This window comes from Cellulophaga sp. L1A9, from assembly GCF_009797025.1.
GTDB lineage: Bacteria > Bacteroidota > Bacteroidia > Flavobacteriales > Flavobacteriaceae > Cellulophaga.
In genome coordinates this window covers 557,462-575,901 of record NZ_CP047027.1, presented here as the reverse complement: position 1 = coordinate 575,901, position 18,440 = coordinate 557,462, and the positions used below count along the sequence as shown (strand labels likewise).

Below are 18,440 nucleotides of genomic sequence, written 5' to 3'. Positions count from 1 at the left end.
TAAAAAAATGAAAAAAACAATAATAATCCTATTTTACCTATTGATTCCTATAGGAATACATGCACAAACGGAATCAAATAAGCAAAAACCTAATATCATTTTCATTTTTGCAGATGACTGGGGTTATGGCGATTTGAGTGCTCATGGCAGTTCTTGGGTAAAAACACCTAACATTGATAAAATGATTAGTGAAGGAATGGACTTTGCTGATTTCACAGTAAATAGTCCTGTTTGTTCACCAAGTAGAGTGGCTGTTATGACCGGCCAATTTCCAGCAAGGCAATCCATTCACCAACATTTTCAAGGATGGAAAGCACATGAAAAAAGAGGTATGCCAGATTGGATGGATCCAAATGGAATGTCATTTCCGAAAGAATTTCAAAAAGCGGGATATGTTACAGCTCATTTCGGAAAATGGCATTTAGGTTCCGCACCAGATATGCCAAAAGAAAGTGCTTATGGATATGATGAGTATGCCACTTTTAACGGCTCTAAAAACATTAATATTCCTAAAGCAGGATCTGTAGGTGTAGATTATGCGGAAGATTTTATCAAAAGAAATAAAGCAAAGCCTTTCTTAATCAATTTATGGTTGCATGAGGCACATACAGCACACTATCCGTTGCTAAAATTCATGGAAGAGTTTGATAATTTGGACGATAAAAAACAAGTATATGCTTCTATAATTGCAGAAGGCGATGAAGCCGTTGGAAGGATCATGAAGCTGCTGGAGGAATTAGATATTGATGAAAATACTCTAGTTGTTTTTTCTACAGACAATGGTCCAGAATGGGAAGGTACAGAGGAAGAGAAACAACATAAAGAAGACGATGAAGAGGGACTTGGAAAATACTATTCGGTAGGAGAAACAGGAGGTTTAAAAGGTCAAAAAAGATCTTTGTTTGCAGGAGGTATTCGTGTTCCTTTTGTTGCCAAGTGGCCAAGTGTAATTCCAAAAGGTATTGTGGATAAACCTTCGTCAGTAACTGCAGTAGATTTGTTGCCTACTTTTTTTGAAGTTGCAGGAATTGAAATGCCAAAAGAGTATCAACCAGATGGCGAGAGTATTATGTCAGCTTTTAAAGGAGAAAATTTTGAAAGAAGCAAACCTATTTTCTGGGAATGGCGAGGTGGTACTAGTAAAGAATATACTTGGCCATCTATGGGTGTTCAAGATCATGGTTGGAAATTAGTTGTAGATGTTGAAGGTAAGAAACATGAGTTGTACAATATTAAAAAGGATTGGAAGGAAGAACATAATCTTACGGAAAGCAATCCTAAAAAAGTAGAAGAACTTTTGAGCCTATTGACTGATTGGAAAAAAACGCTTCCTGAAGAACCGGCGGAATGCTGTTTGACTGCGGCAAGAAATAAGACAAAAACACCTATTAAAAAGGGAAAAGTAAAGAAGGTAAAGGATTAAAAAGGTAATTGTTTAGAACATATGAAACAAAGGATAAAAATAGTGTTAGTTGTATTGGTTTTTGGTTTTACGAGTTGTAAACAGCAACAAGCAAAAAGTAAAGAGCAAGAAAATCCAGAGCTTACCTATGATGAAATGAGTGCGTCGAAAGAGAAATCTAAGGAAGCCTTTAATGATGCCAAATATGGTATGTTCATTCATTGGGGATTATATGCCATTCCAGGAGGTATATGGAAAGGAAAAAAAATGGAAGAATTGAAAGGACCTAGAGTAGCTGAATGGATTCAATTTGGAGCTGAAATTCCAAGAGATGAATACGCGCAATTGGCAACACAATTTAATCCAATGGAATTTGACGCAGATGCCATTGTAAAACTAGCGAAAGATGCAGGAATGAAATATCTAGTAATCACTTCTAAACATCATGATGGGTTTGCTATGTACGATTCTAACGTTAGCAAATATGATATTGTGGATGCAACGCCTTATAAAATGGATGTAGTAAAGCAGCTTTATGATGCGTGTAAAGAGTATGGGATTGATTTTGGACTGTATTATTCGCATAATATTGATTGGATGGATAGTAATGATTCTGGTCTTTCTGAATATTTGGCTGCAGGAGGAGAATTACATGACAGAGTAAAACGTAAAGCAGGTGTGAATACTTGGGATCCAAGCCCTAATACATTTTCAGAATATTTAGATAATAAAGCGTATCCACAGGTAAAGGAAATATTAACCAAATTTCCTGATATGACCACCTTATGGTATGATTATCCGCATTATGTAACCCCTGAAGAAAGTTTAAAATTTTATCAAATAGCTTACGATTTGCAGCCTAAAATGTTAGTGAATTCAAGGGTTGGTAACGGATTAGGTGATTTTGATATTCCTGGCGACAATAAAATTCCTGATGATCATCTGGCTATAACTAAACCTTGGCAAACTGTTGGTACAACAAACAATTCTTGGGGTTATAAGTCTTACGATCACGACTGGAAATCGCCAAAAGAACTATTGTTTTGGTTGACAGAAATTGTGAGTAAAGGTGGCAACTATATGTTAAATATTGGACCGAAAGCTTCAGGTGAAGTCCCACAAGAATCTATAGAAAATTTAGTAACTGTGGGTAAGTGGTTAAATGTAAATGGAGAAGCCATTTATAACACACGCAAATGGACAACAACCCATGAAGGACCTACAAAACTGAACATGAATGGTACACATACTAGAGCAGCAGATGGTTTTAAAGTTGCGTTTACACCTCAAGATTTTTGGTTCACCCAAAAGGATAATAAAATATATGCTATAGCCTTGGAGTATCCACAATCAGGAAAACAATTGTTGATTGAAAGTTTGTCTGTCTCAAAAGCAGAAGAAATAAAATCGGTAAAGATGTTAGGAAGTGTTAAGGAATTAACATGGAAACAAACAGAAGAAGGACTTGAGTTGGATTTAAATGGATCAGTTTCCAACCCAAATGGTTATGCCCTTGAAATTTTATTTTGAAAATTTAAATAACTGAAAAGATGAAAAGAAGGGAATCTGTAAAATGGATTGGGTTATTAGGTTTATCATTTTTTGCACCTATAAAAATCGCAGGAGCAGTTTTATACAACGGTTGTAAAATTTGTAAAGAAGCTTGGATTGGTCTGAGCAAATTTAATGCTAGCCGTTATCAATTTAGATACATAGAGCCTACGCTTAATTTACCTAAGGTTTTTTTATATGGCGATTCTATTTCTATTGGATATACGGAGTACGTAAGAGCCTCTTTAGAAAATAAGGCAGATGTGATGCGGTTGCATGTTAATGGCAACTCAAGTCATAATTTGGTGAACAATATGGAAGTTTTCAAGAAAGCTTTATTCCAACCATACTTAAAAGATGGCTGGAATTTTGAATGGGATGTCATTCATTTTAATGTGGGTTTACATGATTTAAAGTATTTGGCAGATAACAAATTAAATAAAGAGGCAGGCATTCAGGTGTCTTCTTTAGAAGTGTACGAATCAAATCTGAACAACATCATTTCTTATCTGAAAAATACATACCCAAAAGCTAAATTAATTTTTGCAACAACCACACCAGTTCCTGATGGGGCAGAGGGTAGGTTTGCAGGCGATGCGAAGAAATATAATAAGGTTGCATTGAAAGTATTAAAAAATCATTCAGATATTATTATTAATGATTTGTATACATTTTCAATTCCGTTGCAAAAAACATATGCAGAGGGACCTGGGAATGTACATTACCAATCAGAAGGTTCAAGACAACAAGGTATTCAAACGGCAAAGATCATTTCGGAAATACTCGAGATAGAGCCTGTAGCTTGTCCATCAGTAGAAAATATCAACGCGAAATTTAAAGCATATGAATCTCAATAAAATTAATAGAAAAATGAATTATCTATGTGTTTTATATATGTCATTAATTGTTGGTTTATTAGGATTACAGTCCTGTAATTCCCAAACAGATAAAGAGAAAAAGCCAAACATTATTTTCTTTTTTACGGATGATCAAGCTTACGATACCCAAAAAGATTATGGTAATCCAAATACAAAAACACCTAATCTTGATGTTTTGGCTCAAAACGGAGTTGTTTTTAAAAGAAATTATAATACAACTGCAATCTGTATGGCAAGTAGAGCTAATGTCATGACTGGTCTATACGAATACAAAACAGGTTGTAATTTTGATCACGGACCCCTAAAAACTAAGCAATGGTCAACTTCATATCCGATATTATTAAAAGAAGCAGGTTATCGGGTAGGTTTTGCAGGTAAGTTTGGTTTTTCAGTTTCAGATACAGATGAAGGTTGGGGAGAAGAAGGGGAAGTAGCGAAAAAAGATTTTGATTTTTGGGGAGGAAGTCCAGGGCAAACCTCTTACAAAACTATTGAAAACAAATCGATGGCTAAATATGCTCAAGAATATCCTCATAGTAGCCGTTCTTATGGCGCCGCTACAATCGATTTTATTAATGAGTCAGTTAAGAGTAATGAACCTTTTTGCATGAGTGTTTTTTTTAAAGCACCACATAAGCCAGCAGAGCCAGACCCAGTTTTTGATACAGTTTATAAAAATACTGTGTTTAGAAAATTACCAAATTACGGAAGAGAAGCAGGTAAACATCTTGCTGAGCAATCTAGGATGGGGAGGCAATATCCACGATTTGTAGATTGGGGCTATGATAAAGACGAGACCTATCAAGAAGAACTACGAAAATACAATCAGCTAATTTATGGGGTTGATTATTCTATTGGAATGGTTTTGGAACAGCTTAAAAAATTAAATATTGATGACAATACCATTATCATTTTTTCATCAGATAACGGCTACTTTAATGGTTCTCACGGTTTAGGGTCAAAAGTACTTCCATATGAAGAAGGTGCTAGAACACCACTAATTATTGTTGATCCGCGTTACACTAAAATACATAAGGGTAGTAGCACAACTTCTATAACTGGGAATGTAGATATTACGGCAACAATTCTAGATTTTGCTGGGATTAACATTCCTTCTATTTACGATGGTAAAAGTTTACGACCTGTTTTAGATAACCCGAATACCCGAATTAGAGCATCCTTACCAATCATACAAGTTTGGGGTCCTAAAGCAACACATTGTTTAACGGTTATGGACGCTCAGTATAAATATGTCTTTTGGTATTATGAAGATAAAGAGAAAGGAATCCATCCAACAGAAGAACTCTTTGATATAGTCAATGATCCTTATGAGATGGTGAATTTAGCGAAACAAGATGATCATAAAGATCAATTAAACACTATGAGAAATTTATATGACGAGCAGTTGAAACACTGGAAAAACGAAGGTGTACAATACCATGGTTATGATAAATACACGTCTATTTTTAAAAGAGAGATAAGTAAATAAACTTATTTTCTTAATGTTATGTAGCTATTATGGTTAAGAATATTTTCAGATGAATAAACATGTAACTTTTTGAATTTGATACGCAATGAACAGGAATACTATGAATAATACTATAAACACTTTTTTTAGAAAAATTAGATTGATTTCAAGTTCATCTTTAATCTTTCTGCTTTTGGTTGCACTTTTTGGTGTCGAGGTAAATGCACAAGTGATAAAAAAAACTACTGACAATCAACCTATATTGATCAGTGACGGAAGCAGCTTTGTACCAAAGGATTTCTTTCCTAAATTTAGCTGGGAAACCACGCCTTTGTATTTTATGTTTCAAGATAAGAAACGTTTGTTATTGCCAGAGGAGGTGGAATTTATAGCTGCCCAAACAGATTTTCTTTGTATTGAGAAATCACATGGAAAAGAAGAACTTGGAGCAGCAGAATTAGGTGCTAAGCATGAAGCAGAAGCATTTAAAAAAATTAAGCCTAATGCCAAAGTCTTATTTTATTTCAACTCTGCATACGCTTGGCCTTACACGTCTTACAGCGAGAATTTTACGAATGAAAGTATTGAAGATCATCCTGAACTTAAACAATATTTACTCACCAATCCAGAAACTGGTGTGCTATACGAGCATTATGGTGCTTTTTGTTTTGACATATTAAATCCCGATTTCCGTAAATGGTGGGTTGACACAGTTGTCAAAGGTGTTAGGGAATCTGGTTGTGATGGTGTTTTTATTGACCAAATGCATGGTAATAGCAGATTTCGTAATGATAAGAAGCCAGAAATAGAAAAAGCCATGGGTGAGATGATGACCTCCCTTAAAAATAAAATGGGGCCGGACAAAATACTATTAGGAAACAATGCCAATAATGATGATGCAAAATTTGCTTATACCGTATGCGACGCTGTTATGTTTGAAAACTATGCTACAATTAGATCGAGTAAAGAAAATTTGCTAAACGAATGGAAGGATATGCTGAAAAATGCCAAAGAAGGTAAAATATCCGTTTTTCGTTTGGGTGTTGAAGGTGCAGGCCGCGGAAACCTAAAGCCTGCAGACGAAATGCCAAAATATTCTCAAGAAAAATTAGAATTTGCTCTGGCCTGTTACTTAATAGGAGCACAACCATATTCCTATTTTATGTATAGTTGGGGTTGGCAGTTGTCAACAGGACCAATGGTAAATTATCCAGAGCTGCAAAAACCCCTAGGAGCACCAAAAGGTGCATACAAAAGAACAACACCAGAAGGTTGGGAATTTACTCGCCAATTTGAACACGCTAGTGTTTGGTTAAATACTGAAAGTAGAGAAGCGAAAATTACATGGCATTAATTGCTAGAATAATCAATTAAAAAAAGAGAAGTACGATGATTAAACGTAAATTAAAATGGGGTTTTTTATTAGCACTTCTAGTGGTAGGAATGAGTTGTGCCCAAGAACAAACATCAACTTTAAACGCTGATTTTTATGTATCTACGAGCGGTTCTGACGCGTGGTCCGGTACATTGGATCGTCCAAATTCACAAGGTACTGATGGACCTTTTGCAACATTGGATCAAGCGAAGAATGCAGTTCGTACTTTGAAAAAAAGCAAATCCCAAGATATTGTAGTATTAATTCGTGATGGTATTTATAAGTTAAATAAGACTGTTGTATTTGGTTTAGAGGATTCAGGTGAAGGTAAATCTACCATTACGTATGCTGCTTATCCTAGTGAAAAACCTGTGTTTAGTTCAGGAAAAGAGATTCAAGGTTGGGAAAAAGTAACTACTGATATTCCAAACTTACCTAAAGAAGCTAAAGGAAATATTTTGGTAGCAAATGTTTCAGGTAAATTTTTGACTTTGTTTGATGATGAAGGCATGCTTCCACGTGCGTAATCAAAAGGAATCATAACTGAATTGGAAAAAAGCAGTAAAAATCGTCTTCATTTTCCTGATGGTTTTTTGAAAAATTGGTCGAATGTTACCGATGTAGAAATTAAAGTAAGACCACATCATGCTTGGATTTCAAATATACTTCCATTGACATCTGTAGATGAAAAAAAAAATACAGCTACCACATCTATTGACGCGACTTACGCCATGAATAGGCTCCATTTTTTACCAGAAACAGAGAATTGCTGGGTTGAAAATACGATTGAAGTTTTGGATAAACCAGGTGAATGGGTATTAAATACAAAAGAAGGCAAAGTATACCTTTGGCCAAGAAACAATTCTCCAGTCCTAGCACCTACATTAATGGAACTTATCCGGGTAGAAGGGAAAATAGATAAAGAAGGCCCAACAGATATTCCTGTTCGTAACCTTCATTTTAAAGGATTAACCTTCAAACATGGCGAACGCTATACTTTAAAACCTGATGATGCCGGTTTACAGCACGATTGGGATATGCACGACAAGGATAATGCCTTGGTTCGGTTCCGAGGAACAGAAAATTGTGTAATTGAGCAGTGCCATTTTTTGGATAGTGGTAGTGGTGCCATTCGTGTAGATTTACATGGTAAGAATAATATCATCTCAAGCAACCATATTGAACATATGGGCGGTGGTGGAATTCTACTTTGTGGCTACGGACCAGGCACAAAAGATGTGAATAAAAAGAATACCGTTTACAATAATAATATCCACCATGTGGGACAAATTTATTGGCATTCACCAGGCATTTTTGTTTGGCAAAGTGGCGAAAATAAAATCTCAAATAATTTAATTCATCATACCGATTATACAGCTATAATTCTATCAGGTTGTATGACCGATTTCTTTGTAAAGAATCCAAATGGGAGAGAATTAACACGTACCATTCGTCGTAATGAAGTTAAAAATCTTCCAGAGAAGGTGATTCTTGAAGATGTTTTACCTTATTTACATACACATCATAACGTTGTTGAAAACAATGAAATTCATCACGCTATGGAAAGAATGGGTGATGGTAATGCGATTTATATTCGTGGTGCTGGTAGAGATAATATCATTCGTCGTAACTACATCCATCATATGGTAGCCGATATGATAATGCAAGCAGCGATTCGTACAGATGGAGGACAAACAGGTACATTAATTTCAGAAAATTTGATTTATAAATGTACATCACAGGGAATTCTTACAAAACTAGATAATAGAATAGAAAATAATATTGTTGCCGATATTATTGCACCACCTCGTGGGTACTATTTATCATTACGTGAAGGTCCATTAACAGGTGGTATAATTAAAAATAATATCCTATATAGCGTAACAGCTATTGGAAGTTTTATAGATGAATTACCTCCAGGGAAAGAAGGGTCTTCTGAAGACCGAAGAGGACGTGTAATTGCAAGCGCTAAAGATGCAGATACCGATTATAATATTTATTATAATAAAGCAGATTTGAACAAAGGGAAGCAACTTATAGAAAAAAACAGAAAAGATGGTGTGGATTTGCATAGTAAAGCAGTAGATCCATTATTTGTTGATCCTGAAAATGGTGATTTTACTTTCAAACCAGGTTCTCCTGCTTTAGAAATGGGTATTCTCCCTATCGATTTCTCTAAGATTGGATTAGTTAATAATATTCCTTAAAATAATACAATATTTAAGAGAAATTTGTCTGGACTAATTGAGAAGATTATAGATTTTTTTTAAATTGAATCTAAGTGATTGCAATAAGTTTTACAGTTTTGAAAAAAATATTAAATAGCATTTCTGAAAAATAGAATAGGACTAGAACTTTAAATAAATCTTTTATTAATAATAAAGTTCATACATAATAACATTAAAATGAATTCAAGAAGCGTTTTCTTTCTTGCCATGGTATTATTTTTAATTATTGTTACATGTAAAAATGAAATAAGAGTTGAAAATACTGTGGTTCCAAACAAAATGGTCGAAATTGACAAACCTCTTGAGTCAGATAAGGCTTCGCAAAGAGTACCACAAGGTATGGTTTGGATTCTAGGAGGAACCTTTAACCAAGGAGCTGTTGCTCAAGATAAAATGGCTATGGATTGTATGATATGGCAGGAAACGTAGGGGAAGGGACTATCGATTGGTATAATTCTAACGATTACAATGAGTTGGCTTCGTTAGAACAGCAAATAGTAAACCCCAAAGGGGCATTAAAGGCTTATAATCCAAACAATTCATATGTTCAAGAAAAAATTACAAAAGGAGGTTCATTTTTGTGTAGTGAATCTCATTGCGCTAGCTACAGAATATCTTCAAGGATGGGTACTAGTACAGATTCTGCTTTAGAAGATTTAGGGTTTAGAACTGTGATAACACTAGAAATGTTGAAAAATTAAAAACTAATAGCAACAATAGATTGTCATAAAAAATAACCATGATTTATAAATAATAATAATGTTTAGAATTTTTTAATTACAAAAGGAGCTGCCAGAAGGCCCCTATGAAAAGTTTTTCTCCAAATAAAGATAGGCTTTCTATATATAAATACTAAAGCCTTGAATGTTTAGAGTGTCTAGATTAAGTAGCTTATTATTCATAACCAATTAATTCTTAAGATGAAAAAAATAGTATTTACAATTGGTATTATTACAACCTTGTTCGCTTGCACAAAACCAAAACAATTAGAAATAACCTCTCCTAACGGATTCGTTAAAATTGAACTAGACAATACCGAAGGGAAGTTAAAATATAATCTCTATGATTATAATAAAGGTGTGATTTTAAATTCTGAGATTTCATTGCTACAAAATTTGAAGGTTGATGTTTTAGAGTCGAATACAAAACAAATAAACGAAACTTGGAATCCCGTTTGGGGACAATTCAGTGAAATCCAAAATCATTATAGTGAGTTGGAAGTATTACTAAATTATGAAGGTACACTAGTAACACTTTTAGTAAGAACTTATAATAATGGAGTAGCTTTTCGATTTAAATCTGATGAAATTTTATCCGATGCTAAGCCTGTTTTTTTTATTGAATTTGGATTGGAAGATACAGACAGTTTATATGCACCCGCAGGTGAAGGTGAACCCATTGGACCTTTGTCAATAGGTGCGTTGAAAAAAATGGATTCCATTAAATATAGATTTAATATGCCATTGGTTGTAGAAAGAGAACAAAAAAAATACTTATCACTATTAGAATCCGACTTAGTGAGTGCTCCTGGTTTTAAACTTATCGATTTTAAATTTGATAAAGAAAAAAATAAGCTCATTTCAGAAAATGAATTTGATTCAAATGAAAAGAGTTTGTTAACACCGTGGCGTGTCATTCTCTTATAGGAAAAAATCGGAAATTTTTTAACCAATACGTTGCCATTAAATGTAGCTGCTCCTAACCAGATTAAAAATTCGTCATGGATTAAACCTGGTAAAACCCTATGGGATTGGAGAGTTCATGGATATACTGCAGATGATGGGTTTACTTATGGTATAAATAATGAAAGCTATTATCGCTTTTTAGATTTTGCTTCAGAAAATGATATTGAATACTTTATGATTGATGCGGGTTGGTATTCTGATGTGAAACAAGGTCAAATAGAAATGTCTGAAAACTTAAATTTTGATAAAGTAACAAACTATGCTGCTGAAAAAGGAGTTTCATTGCTTTTATATTATGATAGAAAACGGGGAGATTATGGAGACGAAGACTTATTCTCTTATTTCAAATCTCTAGGTATGAAAGGTATTAAATATGGTTTTATGGGCGAAGATGTGCCTTTTACAAGAGAGGCTATTCAAAGAAGTGCAGAAAATAGTCTATTAATTAATTTTCATGATGGTCCAGTGCCTTTTACTGGAATATCCAGAACTTTTCCTAATGCTATTTCCCGGGAATTTTGTCATGCGCAACAAGATTCCAGACGTGCATTTACTCCAAAAACTTTTATACGCATGGCACTGATTAATGGTATTCAAGGCCCATTAGATATGAATAATGGGATTTTTGATATCTCAGGAGTTAATGCAGGATACCGTGAAAAAGGACCTAAAAAATTAAATTCGTTATTCACTACAGTTTCAGCTGAGGCTGCACGTACGCTAATTATATTTAGTGGTTTGGTGTGTATTCCTGATGCTCCAGAAGCCTATGCAGCCAAATCAGATTTATTTGAATTTATTAAACAAATACCTGTTGCAAAATGGGACGAAACTAGAGTATTACATGCTAAAATGGACTCTTATATTTCTACGGCGAGGCGACATGGTGATGATTGGTATATTGGTTCTGTTCATGCTGATGGCGGGACTTTAAATATTAATCTAGACTTTCTAAAAGAAAATAAAGCCTACAAAATCACCTACTATGAAGATACAGAAGAAACAGATAGTGAAACCAATCCTGAAGCGTATCAAGTTCGAACTTCAACGGTGAAAAAAGGAGATATAATAAAAGCTAAAATGGTAGCCGGTGGTGGCCATTGCATGTGGATAAGATCAGATAAAAGTTGAGATTTATGAGAAGAATAGCATGTATTTTAGTTTTCATTACTATGGGTTTGGTTTCTTGTGAAGTTAAAAATCAACCATTGACTACAAAGCCTAATGTGCTTTTTATTGTTGTTGACGATTTAGGCTATGCAGACCTAAGTGTTATGGGAAGTTCTTATTATGAAACGCCCAACATTGATGCTTTGGCAAAGTCAGGTGCTATTTTCACAAACGGTTATGCCACGTGTGCCGTATGTAGTCCATCTAGAGCTAGTTTGTTAAACGGTCAGTTTACAGCAAAACATGGTATTACACAATTTGATGGTGCGCCATCTGGTCAAGAATGGAAAAATAAAAATAGGTATACTAAATTGTTGCCACCTGAATATAAACATCATTTAGATGCTAATGATGTAACATTACCTGAAGTTTTCAAAGAGAATGGATACACCACTTTTTTTGCCGGAAAATGGCATTTAGGCAGTGAAAAAGAACACTCTCTTCCAACAGATCATGGGTTTGATATAAATCAAGGGGGTGGTGAAAAAGGTTCTCCTTATAATGCCAGATATTTTTCACCATTCAATAGTCCTTATTTGATAGATCGTGAAAGTGAAAAAGGCATGTCACTTTCTATGAAATTGGCTAAAGAAACATCTGCCTTTATCGAACAAAATAAAGACACTTTGTTTTTGGCATATCTTTCTTTTTATGCTGTGCATTCTCCAATACAAACCACAGAAGCAAAGTGGAAAAAATATAGGGATAAGGCAGACAAGATGGGTATTGCCGAATATGGTTTTAAAATGGAACATGAATTGCCTGTAAGAAAACAGCAGGACAACCCCGTTTATGCAGGTTTAATTGAGCAAGTTGACGAAGCTATAGGTAGTGTGATGGAAACACTCAAAAAAAATGGGCTCGACAAAAATACGATTGTTGTGTTTACATCAGATAATGGCGGTGTAACTTCTGGAGATAATTATTCTACTAATCAGCTTTCACTTAGAGGTGGAAAAGGCTATCAATGGGAAGGTGGAATTCGCGTACCCTATTTCATTTATGTGCCATGGATGCAACAAAGTGGAGGTAATATTGAAGAAATGGTAACTGGAGCAGATTTGTTTCCTACACTTTTAGACTTGGCAGATATTCCCTTAAGACCTAAAGCACATGCAGATGGTGTAAGTTTAAAACCACTTTTAAACGGAGATAAAATTGCGAAACGCTCTTTGTTTTGGCATTATCCACATTATGGAAATCAAGGAGGCGAACCGGTTTCTATCATCAGAAAAGAGAACTGGAAACTTATTCATTATTGGGAGAACGAACACATGGAGTTATACGATCTAAATACTGATTTAGGAGAAACTAATGATATTTCTGTATTAAACAGAGAAAAGGCTTTGGAGATGAAAAAAGAGCTTATGGCTTGGCTACAATCTATGAATACCCAATATGCGGAAAAAGATCCTGAATGGGATGAACCGGCATGGGAAAAAAGATTAGAAAATAATAAAAGAAAACTTATGCCAAAGCTAGAAGCACAACGTATGGAAATGCTCAGTCAAGATTATAAACCCAATGATGATTGGTGGGGAAGTGAAATTAAAAACTAAACTAAGATTAAAATGAAACATACATTATTTATTATTTTGTCATTTTTATTATTGGCTTGTCAATCTAAAAAACAAGAAGCAGCCAAAATAGCTGAAAACAAAACGCAAAACCTAAACATCATCTATATTTTGGCTGATGATTTGGGCTATGGAGATGTTCAGAGTTTTAATCCAGAAGGAAAAATTCCAACGCCTAATATGGATTTAATGGCTGCCAATGGTGTCAAGTTTACTGATGCACATACCTCATCCGCAGTGTGCACACCTACTCGCTACAGTATATTAACTGGACGGTATAATTGGCGTAGTACATTGAAGAGTAGTGTAATAGGTGGGTATTCAAAATCTTTGATTACACCTGATCGTGTTACCATTGCTAGTATGCTAAAACAACAAGGTTATTCGACCGCTTTTATTGGTAAATGGCATTTGGGTTGGGACTGGGCAATCAAAAACGAAGAAAAAGCAAAAGGTAAAGGTATTTACTCAAAACCTGATGTTGATTTTAGTCAACCTATAAAAAATGGACCATCAACGCATGGTTTTGATTATTCTTTTGGTTTTTGCGGTTCATTAGATATGGCTCCTTATGTATATGTGGAGAATGACAAAGCAACTATGGTACCAACCAAGACGACTGTCAGACGTGATAAAAAAGAGTTTTGGAGAGAAGGATTAACTTCAGATGATTTTGTTCATGAAACTGTTTTACAAGATATTACAGATAAAGCGGTGAGCTATATTGGTGAAAAGGCTAAGGATAAAGCACCTTTCTTTTTGTATTTACCGTTACCCGCTCCACATACCCCGATATTACCTTCTGCGGAATTTATAGGCAAAAGCAATACCAATACTTATGGTGATTTTGTAATGCAAGTAGATGATGTGGTACGCCAAATTAGAGAAGAACTAAAAAAACAAGGAATTTCAGAAAACACTTTATTAGTATTTACCAGTGACAATGGCTGTTCTCCAAAAGCTGATTTTGAAGAATTGGCCAAAGTAGATCATAATCCAAGTTATACATTTAGAGGAACAAAAGCAGATATTTATGAGGGTGGACATCGAGTACCTTTTATCGTTGAATATCCAAAAATGGGATTAAAAAATGCTAGCTCGGATAAAATCATTTGTACGACTGACTTTTTTGCTACTTGTGCAGAATTGACAGGCTATAAAATTAAAGATACTGAGGCAGAAGATAGCTTTAGCATGATGCCTTTGATTACAGGTAAAAAAGAAATTGCTATCAGAGAGTATATCGTTCATCATTCGATTGATGGTGCTTTCGCTATTAGACAAGGAGATTGGAAATTAGATGTTTGTGAAGGTTCTGGTGGATGGAGTTATCCAACCTTAAAGGATATAAAAAACGAAAATCTCGATTTACCTGCAATGCAATTATACAATTTGAAAGATGATATTGGCGAAACTAAAAACTTGATTGCCGAATATCCAGAGAAAGCCGCAGAATTAAAAGCAGCTCTTAAAAAAATAATACTTGATGGAAGAAGTACTGTTGGAGCCACTCAGAAAAATGATGGTATGGAAGGTTGGAAGCAGATTGAACCGATTATGAATTAAGTATATTATGAATAAAGCACTCATATTTTTTTATCTGTTTACCATGGTTCCTATGCAAACTATGTCACAAACGGTATTAAAATATGATAAGCCAGCAAGTAAATTTACAGTAGACCAAAGGGGAAATCCGAATACTTTAGGGTATATGCAAGAGGCTCTACCATTGGGTAATGGACGTTTAGGTGCCATGTTTTCAGGAGGTGTGGATCGGGAGCATTTGATGATAAATGATATTACGTTGTGGATGAACTCTAAACGTGGACTTGATGCCAATGAACAATCCGGCTCAAGAATAGGGGCTTATAAAAACTTTGAAAAAGTAAGAGAATCCTACGAACAGGGTATTTATGGTACTTCAGAAAATAGTATGGAATCCATGTCAACCAAATACCTAAGTAGCACCCAGCCTTTGGGAAATTACGCTCCTTTTGCGGATTTATACATTGCTACAGGACATGATAGTTCTGTAGTAAGCAATTACAAACGTTCTTTAGATGCTCGTTCTGGTTTGGGCTTGGTAAGTTACGATATCAAAGAGGCTCATTTTACTCGAGAGTATTTTTGTAGTTTTCCAAATGATATTATTTCGGTTCGCTATACAGCTCAAAATGCTAAAATGCAACTTAATATCCATGTTAGCACTTTGCTTAAATTAATAGATATAAAGGCTGAAGGAAATTATATTGTTTTGAATGGAGAAGCACCAATGGTGAAGGATAATATGGCTTTTCAACAATTAATTTATATTGATGCTGGTAATGGAAAGTTGATCCCTCAAGCAGATGGTTCGATACAGATAAAAAACGCAACAGATGTCAAGATATATCTAACGGGTTATTCAGATTATCTTCCTATATATCCATCATTTAAAGGTCGTGATTATAAGTCCGACTCTAAATTAAGTATAGAATCAGCTGTTGGGCTCGGGTACGAAAAACTAAAGCAAGCGCATGTAAAAGATATTTCAGAGTTGATGGATCGTTGTCAATTAGAGTTGGATTATAAACCTTCTGAACTAACAACAGATAAATTAGTAAAAAGGGGATCAAGTATAGAATTAGAAAATCTTTATTTTAATTACTCCCGTTATCTGCAAATAAGCAGTTCGCGTAGAGCTCCAGTACCATCAAATTTACAAGGACTTTGGAACGGGCATTTAAAACCCGCTTGGCATAGTGATTATCATAACGATATTAATGTAGCCATGAATTATTGGATGGTGGAAACGGCAAATCTTCCCAATTCTTTTTCTCCTTATGTAGAATGGATGAAAATCTTATCGGAGTCTGGAAAGTATGTGGCAAAAGAAACTTACGGAATCGATAAAGGTTGGAGTGTAGGTCTTAATGGAAATATTTTTGGATTCACAGCTCCCAATGAACATGGGAGACGTATGCAACAATCAGGAGCTTGGTTGTGTCAGAACCTGTTTGAACATTATGCATTTAATCAAGATAAATCTTATTTAGAAGCTGTTTATCCTATTTTAAAAGGAGCTGCCGAATTTTATGTGGAGTTTTTAGCGCCTTGGAAAGATGGAACACTTTTAGTATATCCAACTTGGTCACCTGAAAATAGTTACTTAACAGAAGAACAAGGTAAATTAAATAAACAAGCGTATGGTGCTTCGTGGGATCAGCAGTTAGTGCTGAATTTATTTACAGATTGTATTGAAGCGGCTACAGTTTTAGGTCGTGATGAAGAATTTAAAAAAAAACTTCAAGAAATAATACCAAAACTTAGTCCTCAAAAAATAGGGCAATATGGCCAAGTACAGGAATGGCCAGAAGATTGGGATAGCCCAACAGATCAACACCGCCATATTTCACATTTAATAGCCTTACATCCTGGTCGTGATTTTTCACCGCTTACCACCAAAGAAATTACTGCAGCGGCATTAGTGACAATGAAACATCGTGGAGATATCTCAACAGGATGGAGTACTGCATGGAAAACTAATTTTTGGGCGCGACTGCATAACGGCTACAAGGCGCATCAGTTTTATCAGTTTTTAACTTCGGAACGGGCTTATCCAAATTTGTTCGATTTTCATCCGCCATTCCAAATAGATGGAAATTTTGGAGGAACTGCTGGAGTCTGCGAAATGTTGTTGCAAAGTCACCTTAGGAGTATAAATAACAATGCCCAAACTATTGAAAATGCCGCATTTGTTGCCTATGAAAAGAGATTTGAAGATGCAAATCATTTTACGCCTGTTGTTCCCGATCAAAAGCTTGTTAATGCACCCTATATATTACACTTATTGCCAGCATTACCTTCTGCTTGGGATAATGGGAAAATAAAAGGACTAAGAGCACGTGGTGGTTTTGAAGTGGACCTTTCTTGGGAAAAAGAAGAATTGATAGCGGCAAAAGTATATGCTACTACAGACGGAAATTTTAGAATTTATTCAGATGGACTATTAAGTGAAGTCATTGCATTAAAAAAAGGAGAATCTATAATTTGGAAAGATCATAAAATCACAAGCCAAATAAAGATTAAGTTCTAGTACAATAATGTAGATTGATTAACAGAGTAAATTTATTTAAAAAGTGAATTAGGATATTATATAAATGAATTTTATTAGAGAATGACAGTTAAAAAAGAAAAACACTTCAAAATTTCGGGTTTTATTAAATTGAATAATTTCAAGTGGGTACTTTGTATTTTGTTTTTATTCATTGGTTTAGGAAAATCTTTTGCCCAGAAATATGAATTATTTTCATCTAATAAAACTAAACATGTTATTGTAGAATTGAAAAACGATTCCGTTAGTTATTCTTTTTTTATGGATGGAATTTCAGTGATTGATAAATCATTGTTGAGTGGCTAATTAAATGAAATGAACTGGAAAGGTTTTTCTATAGCAGAAGTAGAAAGAGATTCATTGCGTAGTAATTGGAAACCATTGTGGGGGACACGACAAAATTACCCAGATAATCATAATGCTTTAACTCTTGAGTTAAAAGATGAAAATTCTTACACATCATTTTTATTAAGAATGTATGATGAAGGTTTAGTTTTTAAATATAAAATTGAGAATTAAGGAATATTAAGTATTACCTAGAAAAAGAGCATACGGAATTCAATATTCTTGATAATTCGCAGTCATGGGTTTTAGCGCATCCTTGGGGTAAAAAGTATAGAAAGATGTTACAGATATCTCAAATAAAAAATGCTAGTTTACCACTGCTTTCAAAATCAGAAGAAGAGTTATATATATATATATATATATATATATATATATATATTTATTACCGAAACAGGGTTATATAATTACGGGAGTCTTCATTTGTCTGCTAATAAAAATGGTTTGCTAAGTGTAGATATCGTTGGCGATGTCCATTTAAAACCAAATTTTAATACTCCATGGCGTATAATCATGGTAGCTCATTCGCCAGCTTATTTTGTAGAGCATAGTTATATAATTCAAAATTTAAATCCGCCTTCAAAAATTAAAAATACAGTATGGATTAAACCAGGTATAGCTACAGGGGATTGGAGAGCGAGTGGTGCCGTTTTGAATATAATTTGAATACC

Annotated in this window: 16 protein-coding genes; all 16 read left to right on the top strand. The window is 34.6% G+C overall.

All coding sequences use genetic code 11. The annotated features are described in order from the left end of the window. The first annotated feature begins 7 nt into the window (after nucleotides 1-7). The 16 genes from GQR94_RS02325 to GQR94_RS02255 all read left to right on the top strand — a co-directional run bounded on the left by GQR94_RS02325 (nucleotide 8) and on the right by GQR94_RS02255 (nucleotide 18,435). The gene (locus GQR94_RS02325) at nucleotides 8-1,423 is read left to right on the top strand and encodes a sulfatase (RefSeq protein ID WP_158973913.1); all 1,416 of its coding nucleotides are present in this window, start codon (nucleotides 8-10) and stop codon (nucleotides 1,421-1,423) included. 21 nt (nucleotides 1,424-1,444) lie between these two features. After that, on the top strand, nucleotides 1,445-2,932 hold the full coding sequence (locus GQR94_RS02320; RefSeq protein WP_158973911.1) for an alpha-L-fucosidase: 1,488 nt from the start codon (nucleotides 1,445-1,447) through the stop codon (nucleotides 2,930-2,932). Nucleotides 2,933-2,952: 20 nt separating this feature from the next. Beyond that, a complete protein-coding gene (locus tag GQR94_RS02315) occupies nucleotides 2,953-3,810 on the top strand; it encodes an SGNH/GDSL hydrolase family protein (RefSeq protein WP_158973909.1) in 858 nt (285 codons plus the stop codon). Next, nucleotides 3,797-5,320, top strand: a complete 1,524-nt coding sequence (locus tag GQR94_RS02310) for a sulfatase (RefSeq protein WP_199271520.1) — start codon at nucleotides 3,797-3,799, stop codon at nucleotides 5,318-5,320. Before GQR94_RS02315 ends, GQR94_RS02310 begins: the two co-directional genes overlap by 14 nt. Nucleotides 5,321-5,420: 100 nt before the next feature. After that, complete coding sequence (locus tag GQR94_RS02305; protein ID WP_158973907.1) at nucleotides 5,421-6,653, top strand: putative glycoside hydrolase; 1,233 nt, start codon at nucleotides 5,421-5,423, stop codon at nucleotides 6,651-6,653. Between the two features lie 35 nt (nucleotides 6,654-6,688). Beyond that, nucleotides 6,689-7,201: a hypothetical protein gene (locus GQR94_RS22415; RefSeq protein ID WP_199271519.1), complete on the top strand. Its 513-nt coding sequence runs from the start codon at nucleotides 6,689-6,691 to the stop codon at nucleotides 7,199-7,201. A gap of 66 nt (nucleotides 7,202-7,267) precedes the next feature. Beyond that, nucleotides 7,268-8,881 (top strand): right-handed parallel beta-helix repeat-containing protein, encoded by a 1,614-nt coding sequence (locus GQR94_RS02300; RefSeq protein WP_199271518.1) that lies wholly within the window; start codon nucleotides 7,268-7,270, stop codon nucleotides 8,879-8,881. A gap of 198 nt (nucleotides 8,882-9,079) precedes the next feature. Further along, a complete protein-coding gene (locus GQR94_RS02295; RefSeq protein WP_158973905.1) occupies nucleotides 9,080-9,331 on the top strand; it encodes a hypothetical protein in 252 nt (83 codons plus the stop codon). Further along, nucleotides 9,316-9,603: an SUMF1/EgtB/PvdO family nonheme iron enzyme gene (locus GQR94_RS02290; protein ID WP_158973903.1), complete on the top strand. Its 288-nt coding sequence runs from the start codon at nucleotides 9,316-9,318 to the stop codon at nucleotides 9,601-9,603. Before GQR94_RS02295 ends, GQR94_RS02290 begins: the two co-directional genes overlap by 16 nt. A 219-nt stretch (nucleotides 9,604-9,822) precedes the next feature. Next, a complete protein-coding gene (locus GQR94_RS02285; RefSeq protein ID WP_158973901.1) occupies nucleotides 9,823-10,548 on the top strand; it encodes a glycoside hydrolase family 97 N-terminal domain-containing protein in 726 nt (241 codons plus the stop codon). A 30-nt stretch (nucleotides 10,549-10,578) separates the two neighbouring features. Further along, nucleotides 10,579-11,718, top strand: a complete 1,140-nt coding sequence (locus tag GQR94_RS02280) for a glycoside hydrolase family 97 catalytic domain-containing protein (protein WP_158973899.1) — start codon at nucleotides 10,579-10,581, stop codon at nucleotides 11,716-11,718. A 5-nt stretch (nucleotides 11,719-11,723) separates the two neighbouring features. Next, complete coding sequence (locus GQR94_RS02275; RefSeq protein WP_158973897.1) at nucleotides 11,724-13,316, top strand: sulfatase; 1,593 nt, start codon at nucleotides 11,724-11,726, stop codon at nucleotides 13,314-13,316. Nucleotides 13,317-13,328: 12 nt separating this feature from the next. Beyond that, nucleotides 13,329-14,900 (top strand): arylsulfatase, encoded by a 1,572-nt coding sequence (locus tag GQR94_RS02270; RefSeq protein WP_158973895.1) that lies wholly within the window; start codon nucleotides 13,329-13,331, stop codon nucleotides 14,898-14,900. Nucleotides 14,901-14,907: 7 nt separating this feature from the next. After that, a complete protein-coding gene (locus GQR94_RS02265; protein ID WP_158973893.1) occupies nucleotides 14,908-17,409 on the top strand; it encodes a glycoside hydrolase N-terminal domain-containing protein in 2,502 nt (833 codons plus the stop codon). A gap of 333 nt (nucleotides 17,410-17,742) precedes the next feature. Next, on the top strand, nucleotides 17,743-17,946 hold the full coding sequence (locus tag GQR94_RS02260) for a glycoside hydrolase family 97 N-terminal domain-containing protein (RefSeq protein ID WP_158973891.1): 204 nt from the start codon (nucleotides 17,743-17,745) through the stop codon (nucleotides 17,944-17,946). A gap of 129 nt (nucleotides 17,947-18,075) precedes the next feature. After that, the gene (locus GQR94_RS02255; RefSeq protein ID WP_158973889.1) at nucleotides 18,076-18,435 is read left to right on the top strand and encodes a glycoside hydrolase family 97 N-terminal domain-containing protein; all 360 of its coding nucleotides are present in this window, start codon (nucleotides 18,076-18,078) and stop codon (nucleotides 18,433-18,435) included. Nucleotides 18,436-18,440 lie beyond the last annotated feature (5 nt).